This window comes from Duganella sp. sic0402, assembly GCF_019219065.1.
GTDB lineage: Bacteria > Pseudomonadota > Gammaproteobacteria > Burkholderiales > Burkholderiaceae_D > Rugamonas.
The window spans coordinates 1-16714 of record NZ_JAHUWK010000012.1 but is presented as its reverse complement, the minus strand read 5'-3'; the positions used below and the strand labels follow the sequence as shown (position 1 = coordinate 16714).

Sequence of the window (16714 nt, the reverse complement as noted above, 5' to 3'; positions counted from 1 at the left end):
CCTATGCCTGAGAAGAACCTGCCCGAACTGATCACCCTGAAACGTCTGATCGACGAAGGCGGGAAGCATCTTGAAGTCAGCACTTCGTGCACGGTGGCGATGGACGGCCGCCAGTTCCCGGTCTACAGCATCGCCTTGGGCAATCCCAGCCTGGACGTGCCGGCGCTGGGCTTCTTCGGCGGCATACACGGACTGGAACGCATCGGCACCCAGGTGGTGCTGTCATTCATGGAAAGCCTGCTGGCGCGGCTGCGCTGGGACAGCACGCTGCATCAGCAGCTGGAATCGATGCGGCTGGTGTTCATGCCGCTGGTGAACCCAGGCGGCATGTGGCAGGCCACGCGCTGCAATCCGCAAGGCGTGGACCTGATGCGCAATGCGCCGCTCAGCGCAGTCGAGAAAGTTCCGTTCATGCTGGGCGGGCAAACCTTCAGCCATCACCTGCCGTGGTATCGCGGCGCGGCCGGCGCGCCGATGCAGCCGGAAAGCGTGGCCGTGTGCGAACTGGTGGAGCGCGAGCTGCTGCCGCGCCAGTTCAGCATGGCGCTCGATTGCCACTCCGGCTTCGGCCTGCGCGACCGCGTCTGGTTCCCGCATGCGCACACAGCCACGCCGATCCCGCACCTGGCCGACATCGGCGCGCTGGAAGAGTTGTTCAGCCAAAGCTACCCGAATCACAACTACGTGTTCGAGCCGCAAAGCCGCCAGTACCGCACGCACGGCGACCTGTGGGATTACCTCTACCTGAACAGCGACAATGTGTTCCTGCCGCTGACGCTGGAAATGGGTTCATGGCTGTGGGTGAAAAAGAATCCGCGCCAGATCTTCGACCGCATCGCCATGTTCAATCCGACCGCACGGCATCGATTGCAGCGGGTGCTGCGGCGCCACCTGATCCTGTTCGACTTTCTGATGCGCGCAGCGAACAGCCACGGACGCTGGATACCGGAAGGCATGGCGCGCACCATCCAGCACCGCCGCGCGCTGACGCAGTGGTATCACACATGAGCAGCTGGGTCCTGCTGCGTGGACTAATGCGCGAGCAACGGCACTGGGGCCGCTTTCCCGGCCAGCTGTCGCAGCAGCTGCCGGATGCGCACATCATCACACCCGACCTGCCCGGCAATGGCCAGCATCACGCACTGCACAGCGCCACCAGCGTGGCCGAGATGGTGGAATTCTGCCGCGCCGAACTGCGCGCACGCGGCGTACCGGCGCCCTGGTCGCTGCTGGCCTTGTCGCTCGGCGGCATGGTGGCGGTGGAATGGGCCAGCCGCTATCCGCAGGAGATTGCGCGCTGCGTGTTGATCAATACTTCGATGCGTCCTTACAGCCGCTTCCATCAGCGGCTGCGCTGGCAGAACTATCCGGCGATCCTGAAACAGCTGTGGGAAGGCGGCGTGGAAAATCAGGAGCGCCTGATCCTGCGCCTGACCAGCCGCGAGGGCGACCTCGAAAAACGCAAGGGCATGCTGGAACGCTGGCTCGGCTACCAGCGCGAATGCCCGGTCACGCGCGCCAACGCGCTGCGCCAGCTGTGGTCCGCCGCCCGCTTCCGCGCGCCGCCCGAGCGGCCAAACACGCCGCTGCTAGTATTGAGCAGCCGTGGCGACCAGCTGGTCGATCCGCGCTGTTCGGCCAACCTGGCCAACGCCTGGCAAACCGCGCACGCGGTCCATCCCACCGCCGGCCACGACCTGCCATTGGACGATGGCGAGTGGGTGGCACACCAAATCAGCAAATGGCTGAAGGCCGGCGAAGCGCGGTAAAATACCGCCCCTATGCATCCAACCACGTCCAAACTGGAGTGCCGGCCCAACTGCGGCGCCTGCTGCACGGCCCCCTCCATCACCAGCCCGCTACCCGGTATGCCCAACGGCAAACCGGCCGGCGTGCGCTGCGTACAGCTGGCGGACGACAACCGTTGCCTGGTATTCGGCAAGCCCGAACGCCCCGCCTTCTGCGGTGGACTGCAACCGGCCGCAGACATGTGCGGCACGAACCGCGAGTGGGCCATACGCTGGCTGGCTGATCTGGAAGCAGCCACTGCGCCGCAGATTTAATACATCAACCGTCAACCGGCTGCTGCGGTGTATCCAGGATTAATTGGTAGAACGCCAGGTCCAGCCATTTGCCGAACTTGAAGCCGACTTCGGGCAGCGTGCCGACGTGCTTGAAGCCCAGGCTTGCGTGCAGCTTGATGCTGCCGGCGTTGGCGGCGTCGATACCGCCCATCATCGCGTGCAGGTTGGCGGCGCGCGCGGCGGTAATCAGTTCCTGCATCAGCAACTTGCCCAGCCCTTTGCCGCGATGGTCCTGGTGAATGTAGACCGAATGCTCCACCGTGTATTTGAACGCCGGGAAGGCGCGGAAAGTGCCGTAGCTGCCAAAGCCAAGTAGCGTGCCGTTTTCATCTTCCACGCCAATGACAGGGAAGCCGCCATTACGCTTGGTTTCAAACCAGGTCGCCATGATTTCCGGCGTGCGTGGCTTGTATTCGTACAGTGCGGTGGAATGCCGGATGGCGTCGTTGAAAATATCCAGAATGGCGCCGGCGTGACGCTCAGCACTGCAGCGCACGATGGAATGCTTGCTCATGAGGTTTACTCTTGATTAATGGAAGAATGATTTCCACTATACTGGAAATATCCTCCATCATTCAAGAGAATGTAGCTAACGTTGCGCCATTTGTGAAAGGAGACGTATCAGTTCAGCCATCACGCGGCCAGCCATATGCGCGTCGGGCGTGGTTTTTTCTATGCATGGCGTAGCGTGCGACATTGGACTCTCCGGTAAAGGAAAACTTGTTCATGGAATTTTGCTTGGGTATGCGATATATTCTCCCCTACACCAAAAGTGTTATCAAACGAGTTATTTTCGCTATTTGACTAAGCAAAACTAATCTATGAATAAACCTTTGCGATCACTGTCCGGGCTGCTCGACTTCGATTGCGCGGCGCGCTGGGGCAGTTTCAAACTGGCGGCGCAGGAACTGCACAAGACGCCGGCGGCGATCAGCCTGCAGGTCAAGCAGTTGGAAGAAGCGCTGGGATTCGAGCTGTTTGTGCGTCATCCGCGCCACATCACGCTCACCGAAAAAGGCCAGGAGCTGGCCGCCACCGTGCGCCGCATGCTGGGGGAACTGAATACCAAGGTGGCCGCGCTGCAAGGCGGCGACGAGGAAAAAATCCTGCGCCTGTCGACCACCCATTCGCTGGCGATCAAATGGCTGGTACCGCGCATCGCGCGCTTTACCGCGAAGTATCCTGAGCTGGATATCCGCATCGATTCCAGCGACCAATTGGCAGATATGAACGACGGCAGAACCGACATTGCCCTGCGCACCTACAACATTGTCCCCGGCGATACGGACATGCTGTTCCGCGACCGGCTGGTGGCGGTCTACAGCCCTTCCCTGCTGGCACCGGGCGAAACGGAGATCACACTGGCGGACCTGGAGCGCTATCCGCTGCTGCACGAATTCACCACCGACACCTGGATCGCGCTACTGCGCGCAAACAATGCGCTCAAGGGGAACTATCTTTTTTCGCGCAGCTTCACCAACTTCGCGGTGATGGTGCAGTCGGCGCTGGCCGGGCAAGGTATCGCGCTGGTATCGCACGCGATTGCCAGCGAAGACCTGCGCAGCGGTGCGCTAAAAATGGTAGATTGCGAAAGTCCGCCGTATGAGCGCGGCTACCGTATCATCGTCGCCCGCGACAAGCGCGGCATGAGCAAGATCACCCACTTCTGCAACTGGCTGCGCGAAGAGGTGGCTACCATGCAGAGAGGATAGCAAGAATGCCTGCCCCCGTATTACTCGCCCTGTTGCTGGCTGCAGCCTCGGTGCAAGCCGCCGACAAATCGCCGTTGCGCTATGTGGAAAAAATCGACGCCATGCTCAGTTCCACGCAGCAGAAGCCCAGCGCCTTCCAGCAGAAGATGGGCGACGCCCTGGCACGCCAGCTCGGGCGCCCGGTGCAGTTTGTACAGCTGCCGCGCACGCGCATCATGGCGGCGCTGGAAAACGGTGATGGCGATGTTCTGTGCAGCTATCTGCCTGAATGGACGCCCGGCGATGTGGACTGGACGCGTTCATTTATCCCGGTGATTGAACTGGTGCTGACGCTGCCGGACGTGAAGCCGCCGGTGTCGATAGAAGACTTGCGCGGCAAGCGCCTTGGCACGGTGCTGGGCTTCCGTTATCCGACGCTGGAGAAGGCGCTGGGCAAGGATTTCATCCGCGACGACGCGCCAACCAGTACGCTGTCCTTGCGTAAATGGCGCGGCGGGCGTTTCGAGCATATCGTCACGCCGCGCAGCGTCGTCAACCTGCATATGCACGACGGCATGCTGCCGCCGGGCTATCACGCCATGACGATTTCCGAAGTCAAGACCAAATGCGCCGTCTCCCGCAAGAGCAAGATCACCGTCGATGAAGTCAACGCGGCGATCAATGCGCTGGAGAAGAGCGGCGAACTGGCCGGCATTCTGAAACTGCGCTGAACTAGCGCAGTTTCAGCATGCTTTCCAGGCGGATGTCGTCGGACGCGCTGCCCACCATCAGCTTGAACTCGCCCGCCTCAGCACCCCATGCCAGCTTGCTGTTGAAGTAGGACAGCGTGTCTCGGTCGATGCTGAAGCTGACACGGCGCGTCTCGCCCGGTTTCAGGCGCACTTTCTGGAAGCCCTTCAGCTCCTTCAGCGGACGCACCACCGACGACACCATGTCGCGCAGGTAGAGCTGCACAATCTCCGTGCCTTCCATTTTGCCGCTGTTGGACAAGTCGAACGATAGCGTCACCTTCTGCGTACCGCTCATGGTCGGACTGCTCAGCGTCAGGCCTGTGTATTTGAAGTCGGTGTAGCTAAGGCCATGGCCGAAGGCGTAGCGCGGTGTATTGACGGAATCGATGTAGGCCGACTTGTAGACCACATTTTTTTCATCCGTGACCGGACGCCCGGTGTTGTACTGCGCGTACGAAATCGGAATCTGGCCCACGCTGCGCGGGAAAGTAATCGGCAGCTTGCCGGACGGGTTGACATCGCCGAACAGCACATTCGCCACCGCGTTACCGCCTTCGCTGCCAGGGAACCAGGCGTAGACGATGGCGTCGGCCTTGTCGGCAATGGTATTGAACACCAGCGGACGGCCAGCCAGCATCACCACCACCACCGGCTTGCCGGTCGCCTTCAGCGCGTTGAACAAGGCTTCCTGCTGGCCCGGCAGCGAGATGTCGGTGCGCGACTTGGCCTCGCCGCTCATGTCCCAGGTTTCGCCGACGGCCAGCACGATCACGTCCGAGCCCTGCGCCGCCGCCACCGCCTGCGCGAAGCCGTCGCTGGTGGCGCAGCCTGGCGCACAAGCTTGCGCGTAGCTGATCTCCGCCTTGCCGGCATGGCCGCGCATGCCTTCGAGAATGCTGACCACCTTGGCGCGCTCGCCATTGACCACCCAGCCGCCTTCCAGGTCGCGCTGCGCATCGGCCAGCGGGCCGATCACCGCAATGCGCCTGGCGTCGCGCGACAGCGGCAGCAGCTTGCCCTCGTTCTTCAGTAGCACGATGGACTTCTGCGCCACATCCAGTGCGGCGGCGCGGTGCGACGGATCGTTCAGCACCGCTTTTTCGCGTGCGGCGTCGGAGTAGCGGTAAGGATCGTCGAACAGGCCCAGCTCGAATTTTTTATACAAGATGCGGCGCACGGCGTCGTCCAGCGTCGCCATCTTCACCTTGCCGGCCTTGACAGCGGCCTCCAGGTGCTGGCTGTAGGCATAGCCTTCCATATCCATATCGCTGCCGGCGTTGATGGCCTTGACCGCCGCGTCGGACAAGTCGGCCGCATAGCCATGCGGTACCATCTCGCGCACCGAGCCCCAATCGCTGACGATGAAGCCCTTGTACTTCCAGGCGCCCTTCAGGATATCGCGCTGCAGGAAGCTGCTGCCGGTGGCAGGGATGCCGTTCAGCGTATTGAAGGAGTTCATGAAGGTCGCAGCGCCCGCGTCGGCGGCAGCCTTGAACGGCGGCAGATAGACTTCGTAAAGCTGCTGCTCGCTCATATCGACCGCGTTGTAGTCACGTCCCGCAATCGCTGCGCCATAGGCTGCGAAATGCTTGGCGGTGGCCATCACAGAATCGGTGGCGCCCAGCTTCTTGCCCTGGAAGCCGTGCACGCGGGCGGTGGCAATCTGCGAGCCCAGGTAGGTGTCCTCGCCCGCGCCTTCCATTACCCTGCCCCAGCGCGGGTCGCGCGCCACGTCCACCATCGGCGCAAAGGTCCAGTGGATGCCAGCGGCGGCGGCCTCCCTGGCGGCGATGCGCGCGGACAGCTCGATCGCCTCCATATCCCACGAGGCGGCCTCGCCCAGCGGCACCGGGAAGACGGTCTTGTGGCCGTGGATCACATCAAGGCTGAACAGCAGCGGAATCTTCAGCCGCGATTGCAGCGCCAGCGCCTGGATCTCGCGCGTATCGGCCACGCCGACCACGTTCAGCATCGAACCGACTTTGCCGGCGCGGATGTCGGCCAGCTTGTCGGCGTAGGCGCTGCTGGTCGGGCCGGTGAACTGGCGGCCGGACAGCTGGTGCAGCTGGCCGACCTTCTCGGCCACCGTCATCTGCTTCATCAGGTCGGCAACCTTGCGGTCGATCTGCGCATCCTGCGCGTGGGCGGAAAAGGCCAGGGCCGCGCTGACCGCGGCAGCGATATGGAGTGTCTTCATTTGTACTGTTGTTGTTTCTGGTCGTAGTAGGACTTCAGCGTGTAAAAGGCCAGTTTCTTCTTGCCGGTTTCCGAGATCAGGCCCTTGCGGTTCCAGTAATCCTGGTATTCCGGATGCGGACGGCGTGGCGAACGGAAGTCGGTCAAGATCCACGGCGTGATGCCGCGCAAGCCAGGAATCGCATCCAGCAGCTTGAAGGTGTTCTTGTACAGCTGGTCCTGATACTCCTCGCTCCACTTGGTGTCGGTGTCGGCGTGATAACCGCCCAGCGCATCGGCGCCGAATTCGGTCACCAGCACCGGCTTGCTGTAATCGACCTTGAAGGAGAACTTCAGCATCTCCTTGTTATTCGACCAGTACCAGCCAGCGTATTGATTGAAGCTGGCCAGGTCGATCTTGTCGGCCAGCGGATCTTCCACCGTCACGACGTCACCGCTGCGATGTACTTCCAGCGCCGCGCCCACCAAACGGGTGTTATCCAGCTTGCGCACGGTATCGGCCAGCTTGCCCATGAATTCGGTGCGTACCGGGCTGACTGGCGTCTCGTTACCGATCGACCAGATCACCACGCTGGCGCGGTTCTTGTCGCGCACCACCAGATCGGTCAGCTGCTGCGCGGCGTTGGCGTAGACCTCCGGCTTCTCCCACGAGATGGTCCAGTACACCGGCACCTCGGCCCACACCATCAGGCCCATTTCGTCGGCCAGCTTGATCATCTCTTCGCTGTGCGGATAGTGCGCCAGGCGGACGTAGTTGCAGTTCATGTCCTTGGCCCATTGCAGCATCATGCGCATATCGCCTTCGCCGCGCAGGCGGCCTGGGATCAGCGGATTCTCGTCATGCAGCGAAACGCCGCGCAGGAATACCGATTTACCGTTCAGCAGAATATCGTGGCCGCGCGTGGTGATGGTGCGCAGGCCGATGCGGTCATTCAGCGTATCGGTGGCGCCGGCGATCGACACCGCGTACAGCTTGGGATCTTCCGGTGACCAATAGCGTACCTTGTTCTTCGGCAGATTGATGCTGACGGCGGCACGGCCATTGGCGTCCGTCTTCACCGTGGTCTTGATGCCCAGCTCCGCGATGGCGATGGTGACGTCCTGTGCGCCGGCCTTACCCTTGGCACCGGCCATTTGCACATAGCCTTCGATGCGGCCCATATCGCCTTTCGCCAGCTGGATCTGGTAATCCTCGATATAGGTGTCCGGCGTTTCCGCCAGCAGCACGTCGCGGGTGATGCCGCCGTAGTTCCACCAGTCGGTATTCACGGTCGGGATGTCGTCCTGGTGGCGGGTGTTATCGGCCTTGACCACCACCGTGTTTTCGCCTTTCAGCAAACGGCCCGACACTTCAAACTGGAATGGCGTAAAGCCGCCCTTGTGGCTGCCCAGCTTTTTGCCGTTCAGGTAAACATGGGCCTCATAATTGACCGCGCCGAAGTAAAGGAAGTAGCGCTTGCCGTCTTTCGGCGCCGCGTTGAACTTCTGCCGCAGCCACACCGTGCCTTCATAGAATTCCAGCTTGGCGTTCTGCGAATTCCAGTCGGCCGGCACCGCCATGGTCGGCGAGCCATTGAAGTCGTATTCCACCGCATCGTCTTTAGCGCGCGGCTTGCGGTCGTCGTAGAAGCCGCCAGCGCCGGTCGGCGACTGGTCAAACGGCTGGCGGCGATAGTTGTAGAAGCCCGTCTCGTAAGGATCGACAATATAATGCCAGCGGCCGTTCAGCGACAGGTGCTGGCGGCCGTAGATGTTTTGCAGCGTGGGTAGCTGCCTGGCCAGTTCGCCGCGCTTGCCGGCGCCCTGATTGGCTTGCGCCTGTCCCGGCGCCTGATCGTCCTGCGCGCCCGCCGCCATGCTGATGGCAAGGCAGCCCGATAACAACAGCAGCTTCCACACTTTATACATTCATTGTCTCCTGAAGTTTTTATTTAGTTGGTGAACTTGCCTTCGTACGCCGGTGGTGTCTCATCGATGTGCAGTGTCAGGCGTAGCGGCAGCTGGTCCATGGCCGGCGCCAGATGCTCCCTGGCCGCCGACAGCACTGTTTCACCGACGGTCTTGATCAGCTCCGCGCTGCGTCCCGGCGTGATGCGCAGATTGAGATACAGGAAGGCTCTTTCCTGCTCGCCATCAGCCACCGCATATTGCGCGGCCGGATAAGCCAGCACCCGCGTTCCGTACAGCGGAAACACCAGCGCGCCGGCAGCATTCTTTAACGTAACCAGCGTGTGGGACAGCGCCTTGCACAAGGCGCCGATATCGGCATGCGCATCCAGGTTGGCGGTGTATTGAATCGTCAGATGCGGCATACAACTCCTTTATTGATACTTGATGGTCCACTTGATCGTCAGCGGCTCTTTCATCGACAGTTTGCCGCTGCTGCAGGTGACCAGGGTTTTCATCGGCCCATATGGCGCCTGGAAGTCCTTGCCGCCATTGGTCGGCGCAGACTGGCATTGCTGCAGGCCGCTGACACTGTATTCCGTCACATCGCCCTGCGCGAAGGTGACGGTATTGCCCTTAATAGTAGCCTGATCCGAGAACGAGGCGAATTCGAGTGAAATCTTCTCCACCTCCTGCGTGCCGGCCGGCGTGTAGACATCGGTGCGGGTCATCACGCCATGCTCCAGCGTGTAGGTGGTGTGCAGCTTGATGCGCGCGTCCTTCACCGGGCCGCGCTTGCCCAGTTTGTCCAGTTCATCCTGGCGATAGGTGATGGTGTGGCGAGGGCCGCTGCTGCTGGTCTTGATGTCCTTGATCCAGGCGGCACCGATCAGTTGCGCGCCGTCGGCCATGCTGAACTTCGGCAGCAGCTGTGCATGTGTGGCGCCCGCGTCGGCCACGCCGGAGACAATGCCTGGCGCGAACGGCAGCGGATAGTAAGGACTGTTGTCATGCTGGCTGGCGCCGCCATTGATCATGTTCAGACTGACCACATGTTTGCCGTCGCGGAAAATCGCCAGCGCACGGTCGTAGTCGCCTATGGCAAAAGTGGTGACGCTGAACTTCGGACGGTTCTTGTCCAGCCATGCCTGCAAGTCGGCCTTCGGCTGCGCATCCTTGAAGCCGGCTTCATTCCACGTTTCATTGGTGGACAGCAGCTGATGCAGCAGCGAGAAATTCTCGCCAAGGATGCGATGCTTGCCGCGATAGGTATCGGTGCGGCGGCCCTTACCCCACATGTCCAGCGAATGCATGGACGGGTCGTACCAGAAGTCCATATAACGCGCCGCCACGCGCGACGAGAAGGCATAGGCGTACTGCTTCTCTTCCGGCGTCAGCACATCCAGATAGGCGGACACCGACAGGATTTCCACCAGCGCCGTTTCGCCGTACGGTCCCAGGCTACGGCCGAAGCTGAAGCCATCGCCGGCGGTGTTGGCGACATTCAGTGCGATGTCGGCAGCCTTGCGCAGCAGCGTTTTCAGTTCCGCATCGGGCTGCAAGCCGGTTTCCAGGAAGCGCTCGCAGATCTCCGCGATCAGCAGGATGCTGTAGCGGTCGAAGCGACCTTCGCCATCCGTCTCATCGGAGAAGCCGAACTTGCCCGAATATTTTTTGTAATGGGTCAGCATTTTTTCGAGCAGGACTTTGCCTGCGCTGTCATCTTCCCAACCCATCATCATACGCAGACGCGCGATGCTGAAGGCGACGCCGTAGTAATTAGTCGGCAAGTTGATCAGATCCCATTGCGGTGTGACGAAGGTGCGCCAGTCCAGCTGCTTGCGCAGCTTCTCCAGCGTGGCCGGGCTGATGGCGCGTTCCAGCAGGCCGGCCTGCTTCAGCTTCACCAGCGTGCCGATGTAGTAGTAAATGCCCCAGGTGTGGTTGTCCATGCCAACCGTCATGTCGGCGATGTCGCGGTAGTCCTTCAGCTTCTGCGCCAGCGCGGGATCATCCTTGGCAGTGTTGAGCAGCACATGGCCCAGGCCGGCCGCCACTTTCCCCGGCAGGAATTTGTCGCCGCTCTTGAACGGTGACGCGCCATCCAGCACGATGGCCTCCTTCTCCGCCACCAGCTTCTGGAAGAAAAAGTCGAGCTGCTTGTATGCGTTGTCCTGCACGATGCGGTTCATCGGCGTGGTCGCCAGCGGCGGCACGTAGTTGGCGGGAGTGGTCTGGGCGATCACGGCGCTGGCCGGGGCGAACGCCAGCAGCACGGCCAGCGCGGTCGAATTCAAGGATGTCATGTCGTGTCTCGATTGTTATTGGAAAACGTTTTACAGATGTTATGTGATTTTTCTGCGCAGGTAAAGCACTGCACCATCAGTTTAGATTGACCCAGGCGGCAAAATGGTTATACTTGCGATTAAACGTTTAACTAATTACACGAAATCATGACCACTACTTCAAACAGCAAGCCCTTCAAACGCATCCTGCTGACCGGCGCCGGCGGCGGCCTCGGAACCGTGCTGCGCGAACGCGCCAAGGCCTGGGCCGACATCGTCCGCCTGAACGATGTGAAGGACCTCGGCCCCGCCAAGGACGGCGAGGAAATCGTTATCGGCGACCTGGCTGACCGCAACCAGGTGTTGAAGATGATGGAAGGCGTGGACGCCGTGCTGCACTTCGGCGGCATCTCGGTCGAGGACCAGTTTGAGCCGATCATGAACGCCAACATCCTCGGCCTGCACCATCTGTACGAAGCGGTGCAGAAATGCGGCGTCAAGCGTGTGATCTACGCAAGCTCCAGCCACGTGGTCGGCTTCTACCCGACCACGCAACTGGTGGACGCGCAGATGCCATTGCGTCCCGATGGCTTCTACGGCGTCTCGAAAGCGTTTGGCGAAGCGCTGTCGCGCTACTACTACGACCGCTTCGGCACCGAGACTGTCTGCCTGCGTATCGGCTCGTCCTTCCCTGAGCCGAGGAACCCGCGCATGATGGTCACCTACCTGGCTTACGATGATCTGGTGGAGCTGATCCGCTGCTCGCTGTTCACGCCGCGCGTCGGCCATACCATCACCTTCGGCGCGTCCGACAATGCGGTCAAATGGTGGGACAACAAGCACGCCTCGCACTTGGGCTACGTGCCGCAGCACAGTTCCCAAGCATACGCCGGCCAGTTCCCGGATAATGCGGACTATCCCGCAGCCGGCGACGCGCCCACCATCTACCAGGGCGGCCCGTTCGTCACCGCAGGACCGATGTACAAATAAAAAACCCCATAGAGGAGACACACCGCATGACATCATCGCATCTGCGCATTGCCGTATTGGCCGCCATGGCGGCCATGCTCCAAGCCGCTCCCGCCTACGCCGCCGAAACGCCTGCGGCACAGGCAGCCGCACCATCGGCCGCCATCAATCCCAAAGCCGTGCTGTCGGTGATGGAGCGCGTGGCGGACTGGCAGCTGGCCAATCCCAGCAAGCACCGCCCGGACGACTGGACCCAGGCGGTCGGCTACAACGGCATCATGGCGCTGGCCGGCATTTCCGGCGACAGCAGGTACCGCGATGCGATGATCGCCATGGGCGAAAAGAATAACTGGAAGCTGGGTCCCAACCACTACCACGCCGATGACCACATCGTCGGCCAGACTTACGCCGAGCTGTATCTGCAAACGCGCGATCCGAAGATGATCGCACCGATGCGCGTGCACTTCGACGACATCCTCGCCAACCGCCGCACCGGCACGCTGGAATTCACCGTCAAGGGCAACCAGGACCGCTGGTCGTGGTGCGACGCGCTGTACATGGCGCCGCCAGCCTGGCTGCGCCTGTGGTCCATCACCGGCGACCAGCGCTATCTCGACTTCGCCATCAGCGAGTGGTGGGTGACCTCGGACTACCTGTACGACAAGGACGAGCACTTGTACTTCCGCGACTCCAACTACTTCGACAAGCGCGAAGCCAATGGCAAAAAGGTCTACTGGAGCCGGGGCAACGGCTGGGTGATGGGCGGCCTGGTGCGCGTGCTGCAATACCTGCCGGAGAACCATCCGGAGCGTCCGCGCTTTGTGCAGCAGTACAAGCAGATGGCGGCCAAGCTGCTGACGCTGCAACAGCCGGACGGCCTGTGGCGCGCCAGCCTGCTTGATCCGGCCACCTATCCGATGAAGGAGTCCAGCGGCTCGGCGCTGTACACCTATGCGTTCGCATGGGGCGTCAACCAGGGACTGCTGGATGCGAAAGCCTTCAAGCCCGCCGTGCAGAAGGCGTGGACCGCGCTGGTGGCCAACGTGCAGGCAGACGGCAAGCTGACCCACGTACAGCCTATCGGCCTGGCGCCGAAAGTCTTCGATGACAATCTGACCGAAGTGTATGGCGTCGGCGGCTTCCTGCTGGCCGGCAGCGAGATGTATCGCATGGCCGCGCTGGAGAAGGCCAAGCCGCAGAGGGTCAGCGTCAGCAACCCGGCTGACGGCATACGCAGTGACGAGCTGGCGGAAACCGCTGTCGGCAAAGGCATCAGCAAACCGGTGGTGATGGACGCCGCTACGTCGGCCATCGTCAACTCGCAGGTGATGGGCAAGAACATCCTGTTCCCGGTGAACCTGGCCGCCAACGAAACGCGCCGCTATCTGGTGCTGCCTTCGTCGCAACTGGCCGCCGTGCCACCGGCGCAAGTGAAAACCCACGCCCGCTTCGTGCCGGAACGCCTGGACGATTTTGCCTGGGAGAGCGACCGCACCGCACATCGCGTCTACGGCCCAGCCATCATCAACGATCCGAAAGAAAAGCTGATCAGCAGCGGCGTCGATGTATGGGTCAAAAAGGTGCGCACCCCGGTCATCGACAAATGGTACAAGCGCGGCGAATATCACCACGATGAGGGCGAAGGCCTGGACTACTACAGCGTGGGCCAAAGCCGTGGCTGCGGCGGCACCACCATCTACGCCGATGGCAAGCTGCATAACTCGTCCAACTTCAAGACCTGGAAAGTGCTGGCCGACGGCCCGCTGCGCTCCGTGTTCGAGCTGACCTACGCCGACTGGGATGCGGGCAATGGCCGCAAAGTCTCGGAAGTGAAGCGCTTCTCGATTGACGCCGGCTCCAACCTGACCCGCGTCGAAAGCAAGTACGCCAGCAACAGCAAGGCGCCGCTGAAGGTGGGCGTGGGCATCGTCCAGCGCGATGGCGCCGGCCACTACACCGCCGACGGTCCCGGCAACTTCACCAGCTACTGGGAACCGGCGCATGGCGACGATGGCAGCACCGGCTGCGCGGTGATCCTGCCGGCAGGCGCCAGCGAATTTACCGTGGTCGACAAGCAGCAGCTCACCATCGGCACGGCGCAACCGGGCAAGCCCTTTATTTACTACTTCGGCGCGGGCTGGAGCAAAGGCGACTTTGCCGACGCCAACGCCTGGGACGCCTATGTGCGCAGCTATGCGCAAAAGCTGAAAGCACCGCTCAAAATCAGCAGCAAGTAATTCGCCCCGCCGGTTGTCGCAAGACGCCGGCGGATTTTTTTAACCCAAATGGAAACGTTACCACAATCTACTTTAATAATAACGGAGACTACAAAATGCAAGCGAAGCAACCGCAACTGCGGCGCATCACCGCCGCCATCGCACTGACCCTGATCGGTGGCGCGGCCGCCGCACAGGAAGCCGACACCGGCAAACTGGAATCGGTGATCGTCACCGCCAACAAACGGGCGCAGAACCTGCAGGACGTGCCCGCGTCGATCACCGTGCTGAACGACGCGGTGCTCCAGCGCGCCAACGTGCGCGACCTGGAAGACGTGCCGGCGCTGTCGCCGGCGCTGACACTGTCCTACGGCACGCAGCCGGGCAATTTCAGCATCAATATGCGCGGCATCGGCACTTTCTCGCTGGGCATCGGCGTGGAGGCCGACGTGGCGGTGATTGTCGATGACGTTCCGCTCGGCATGCAGGCCGGCGCCTTCAAGGACCTGGCCGACGTGGGCCGCATCGAAGTACTGAAAGGTCCGCAAAGCACGCTGTTCGGCAAAAGCTCGATTGCCGGCGCGATCAACATCACCACCCAGCCGATTGGCGGCCCATGGAAAACCAAGGCCACCACCTATGTGAGCAACGACGATGAATGGCGCGTCGGCGTCAGCACGGGCGGCGCGGTGTCGGACACCCTGCGCCTGCGCGTGGCCGCCAGCAAAACCAGCTTCGACGGCACGCTGAACAACCTCAGCACCGGCAGAAAACTCAACGGCAGCAAGGGTGACAACATCAGCGGCAAGCTGGAATGGCAGCCGCTCGACCAGCTGACGCTGACACTGACGCCGCACTACAACCGCACCGAAAAATTCTGCTGCTCGACCGCGTTCACCTCGATGTCGCCGGGCGCGCTGTACCGCAATGCGCCGCAGCTGCCGCCGTCGGTGGTGCTGGCCGGCATCCGCATCAGCCCGGACAACCGCAACGTGCGCAACGACTATCCGACCGGCGGCAAATTCCACGACGCCGGCACCGGCGTCAAACTGGACTGGGCGTTTGACGACAACGGCCCGCTGGCGGGGCATACACTGAGTTCGATCTCGTCCTACAGCAAATACCATATGGACGACTACCAGGACACCGACAACACCGATGTCGACATCCTGCCCTATCTGCTGCTGCCCAACGGCCAGCCGACCAATATGCATGGCGGCCTGTATCAATACGGCTTCTTCGACGTCAAATCGACCACGCAGGAATTCCGCCTGACCTCGCCGGACAAGGGCGCGCTGCGCTATGTGGCCGGCCTGTGGTACGGCAAAAACGACCTGACGCGCGAGCTGACCAAAGTGCCGCTGATCCAGTCCTACGGCACCTCCTATGGCGCCGACGCATGGAATACCAGCAAAGCTATCTACGGCCAGGGCACCTGGGACTTCCGTCCCGACACCAGCCTGATCGCCGGCGCGCGCTACAACGACGAAGACACCGGCTACAACTTCCGCCGCTACACCGTGCCGCCGCAAGCGTTTGCCATGACCGAGTTCTACACCAAGTCCGACAACGACAAGAGCAGCACCTACAAGCTGGGCCTGGAGCACCGCCTCAACAAAGACAGCATGTTCTACGCCATGGCCTCGACCGGCCACAAGGGCAAGGCCTACGACCTGACCTCCGGCTTCACCGCCGCCACTGCCAAGCTGCCTGCCGTCGCGCCGGAAACCGCCAAGAGCTACGAGCTGGGATGGAAGCAAAGCCTGTGGGACAACCGCGCGATGTTCAGCGTGGCTCTTTTCAGAACCAACTTCAGGCACTTCCAGCAATCGTCCAGCTTCTTCGACGATGACGGCACCTTCCGCACTGGCTTGAACAGCATCGGCGGCCTGCGCACGCAGGGCGTGGAAGTAGAAGGCAGCGTCCGCGTCACGCGCGCGCTGCAACTGAACGGCAGCCTGGCCTACACCGAAGCCACCATCCAGTCCTTCGAAAACGGCCCTTGCTACAACGTCATCAATGCCGCTGGCACGGCGGGCGTGCCGGGACCGGGCTGCGCGCAGAATCCCAAGTTCAACAACACCTTCGTGCAAAACCTGGCTGGCAAGACCTTGCCGAACGCGCCCAAGGTCAAGGTCAACCTGGGCGGGCAATATGACCTGACGCTGCCATCGCAAAGCTTCAACGGCTTCATTGCCGCCACGACGCGCTACCAGAGCCGCACGCAGTTCTCGCTGAACCAGGACCCCGGCACGATCCAGGGCGCCTACAGCATCACCAACCTGAGCTTCGGCGTCAAGGACAAGCAAGACCGCTACAAAGTCACGGTCCTGGTCAACAACCTGTTCGACAAGCGCTACGCGACCGGTCTGAACAACGCCATCGCCAACGGCACCTGGAGTCCGAAAGCGCCGAACACGCCGATCGCGGTCAACACCACCGAATGGATGCCGCCGCGCGACTTCCAGCGCTACTTCGGCGCCCGCCTCGACATGAGCTTCTAAACCATCCGGGGTCAGATACCGTCTTGAATAGCAAGCCCTTTTGAAAGGTAATTGGCGTCAAAGGGCTTGCCGGTACGAATGACACCATAGATGAGATGCACGAGCTTATGCATCACGGCGCCGATTACGG

Annotated in this window: 13 protein-coding genes; 8 read left to right on the top strand and 5 right to left on the bottom strand. The window is 61.6% G+C overall.

Annotated features, from left to right (window positions below; genetic code table 11):
- Positions 1–3 precede the first annotated feature (3 nt).
- From KW842_RS23050 to KW842_RS23040, 3 genes are read left to right on the top strand one after another with little or no spacing between them, the layout of a single operon-like run.
- The gene (locus KW842_RS23050) at positions 4–1008 is read left to right on the top strand and encodes a M14 family zinc carboxypeptidase (protein ID WP_218306472.1); all 1005 of its coding nucleotides are present in this window, start codon (positions 4–6) and stop codon (positions 1006–1008) included.
- The gene (locus tag KW842_RS23045; RefSeq protein ID WP_218306471.1) at positions 1005–1769 is read left to right on the top strand and encodes an alpha/beta fold hydrolase; all 765 of its coding nucleotides are present in this window, start codon (positions 1005–1007) and stop codon (positions 1767–1769) included. The genes KW842_RS23050 and KW842_RS23045 overlap by 4 nt, the downstream gene beginning before the upstream one ends.
- 12 nt (positions 1770–1781) lie before the next feature.
- Positions 1782–2063: a YkgJ family cysteine cluster protein gene (locus KW842_RS23040; RefSeq protein ID WP_218306470.1), complete on the top strand. Its 282-nt coding sequence runs from the start codon at positions 1782–1784 to the stop codon at positions 2061–2063.
- Between the two features lie 4 nt (positions 2064–2067).
- On the opposite strand, the gene KW842_RS23035 is transcribed toward KW842_RS23040, so the two are convergent.
- Positions 2068–2598 carry a GNAT family N-acetyltransferase gene (locus KW842_RS23035; RefSeq protein WP_218306469.1) on the bottom strand — a complete coding sequence of 177 codons (531 nt, stop codon included), beginning with the start codon at positions 2596–2598 and terminating at the stop codon, positions 2068–2070.
- Positions 2599–2905: 307 nt separating this feature from the next.
- Between KW842_RS23035 and KW842_RS23030 the strand changes: the two genes are divergently transcribed.
- Together KW842_RS23030 and KW842_RS23025 are read left to right on the top strand one after the other, a co-directional pair.
- Positions 2906–3796, top strand: a complete 891-nt coding sequence (locus KW842_RS23030; protein ID WP_218306468.1) for a LysR substrate-binding domain-containing protein — start codon at positions 2906–2908, stop codon at positions 3794–3796.
- Between the two features lie 5 nt (positions 3797–3801).
- Positions 3802–4506 carry an ABC transporter substrate-binding protein gene (locus tag KW842_RS23025; RefSeq protein ID WP_218306467.1) on the top strand — a complete coding sequence of 235 codons (705 nt, stop codon included), beginning with the start codon at positions 3802–3804 and terminating at the stop codon, positions 4504–4506.
- A 1-nt stretch (position 4507) separates the two neighbouring features.
- On the opposite strand, the gene KW842_RS23020 is transcribed toward KW842_RS23025, so the two are convergent.
- The 4 genes from KW842_RS23020 to KW842_RS23005 are packed head-to-tail and all read right to left on the bottom strand — an operon-like array spanning position 4508 to position 10916.
- A complete protein-coding gene (locus KW842_RS23020; RefSeq protein ID WP_218306466.1) occupies positions 4508–6724 on the bottom strand; it encodes a glycoside hydrolase family 3 N-terminal domain-containing protein in 2217 nt (738 codons plus the stop codon).
- Positions 6721–8631: a glycoside hydrolase family 2 protein gene (locus KW842_RS23015; RefSeq protein ID WP_218306465.1), complete on the bottom strand. Its 1911-nt coding sequence runs from the start codon at positions 8629–8631 to the stop codon at positions 6721–6723. Before KW842_RS23015 ends, KW842_RS23020 begins: the two co-directional genes overlap by 4 nt.
- Positions 8632–8654: 23 nt before the next feature.
- Positions 8655–9035, bottom strand: coding sequence for a 5-carboxymethyl-2-hydroxymuconate Delta-isomerase (locus KW842_RS23010; protein ID WP_218306464.1), 381 nt, complete (start codon positions 9033–9035; stop codon positions 8655–8657).
- Positions 9036–9044: 9 nt separating this feature from the next.
- A complete protein-coding gene (locus tag KW842_RS23005) occupies positions 9045–10916 on the bottom strand; it encodes a hypothetical protein (RefSeq protein WP_218306463.1) in 1872 nt (623 codons plus the stop codon).
- 147 nt (positions 10917–11063) lie between these two features.
- On the opposite strand from KW842_RS23005, the gene KW842_RS23000 reads away from it, so the two are divergent.
- From KW842_RS23000 to KW842_RS22990, 3 genes are all read left to right on the top strand, one after another.
- Positions 11064–11885 carry an NAD(P)-dependent oxidoreductase gene (locus KW842_RS23000; RefSeq protein ID WP_218306462.1) on the top strand — a complete coding sequence of 274 codons (822 nt, stop codon included), beginning with the start codon at positions 11064–11066 and terminating at the stop codon, positions 11883–11885.
- A gap of 26 nt (positions 11886–11911) precedes the next feature.
- The gene (locus KW842_RS22995) at positions 11912–14101 is read left to right on the top strand and encodes a glycoside hydrolase family 88 protein (protein WP_218306461.1); all 2190 of its coding nucleotides are present in this window, start codon (positions 11912–11914) and stop codon (positions 14099–14101) included.
- A 95-nt stretch (positions 14102–14196) separates the two neighbouring features.
- On the top strand, positions 14197–16584 hold the full coding sequence (locus KW842_RS22990) for a TonB-dependent receptor (protein WP_218306460.1): 2388 nt from the start codon (positions 14197–14199) through the stop codon (positions 16582–16584).
- Positions 16585–16714: the final 130 nt, after the last annotated feature.

Excerpts from the sequence above, each read along its gene's own strand:
- KW842_RS22995 (WP_218306461.1), top strand. The coding sequence starts at position 11,912 with ATGACATCATCGCATCTGCGCATTGCCGTATTGGCCGCCATGGCGGCC.
- KW842_RS23035 (WP_218306469.1), bottom strand. The coding sequence starts at position 2,598 with ATGAGCAAGCATTCCATCGTGCGCTGCAGTGCTGAGCGTCACGCCGGC.
- KW842_RS23040 (WP_218306470.1), top strand. The coding sequence starts at position 1,782 with ATGCATCCAACCACGTCCAAACTGGAGTGCCGGCCCAACTGCGGCGCC.
- KW842_RS23030 (WP_218306468.1), top strand. The coding sequence starts at position 2,906 with ATGAATAAACCTTTGCGATCACTGTCCGGGCTGCTCGACTTCGATTGC.
- KW842_RS23010 (WP_218306464.1), bottom strand. The coding sequence starts at position 9,035 with ATGCCGCATCTGACGATTCAATACACCGCCAACCTGGATGCGCATGCC.
- KW842_RS23020 (WP_218306466.1), bottom strand. The coding sequence starts at position 6,724 with ATGAAGACACTCCATATCGCTGCCGCGGTCAGCGCGGCCCTGGCCTTT.
- KW842_RS23045 (WP_218306471.1), top strand. The coding sequence starts at position 1,005 with ATGAGCAGCTGGGTCCTGCTGCGTGGACTAATGCGCGAGCAACGGCAC.
- KW842_RS23025 (WP_218306467.1), top strand. The coding sequence starts at position 3,802 with ATGCCTGCCCCCGTATTACTCGCCCTGTTGCTGGCTGCAGCCTCGGTG.
- KW842_RS23015 (WP_218306465.1), bottom strand. The coding sequence starts at position 8,631 with ATGTATAAAGTGTGGAAGCTGCTGTTGTTATCGGGCTGCCTTGCCATC.
- KW842_RS23000 (WP_218306462.1), top strand. The coding sequence starts at position 11,064 with ATGACCACTACTTCAAACAGCAAGCCCTTCAAACGCATCCTGCTGACC.
- KW842_RS23005 (WP_218306463.1), bottom strand. The coding sequence starts at position 10,916 with ATGACATCCTTGAATTCGACCGCGCTGGCCGTGCTGCTGGCGTTCGCC.
- KW842_RS22990 (WP_218306460.1), top strand. The coding sequence starts at position 14,197 with ATGCAAGCGAAGCAACCGCAACTGCGGCGCATCACCGCCGCCATCGCA.
- KW842_RS23050 (WP_218306472.1), top strand. The coding sequence starts at position 4 with ATGCCTGAGAAGAACCTGCCCGAACTGATCACCCTGAAACGTCTGATC.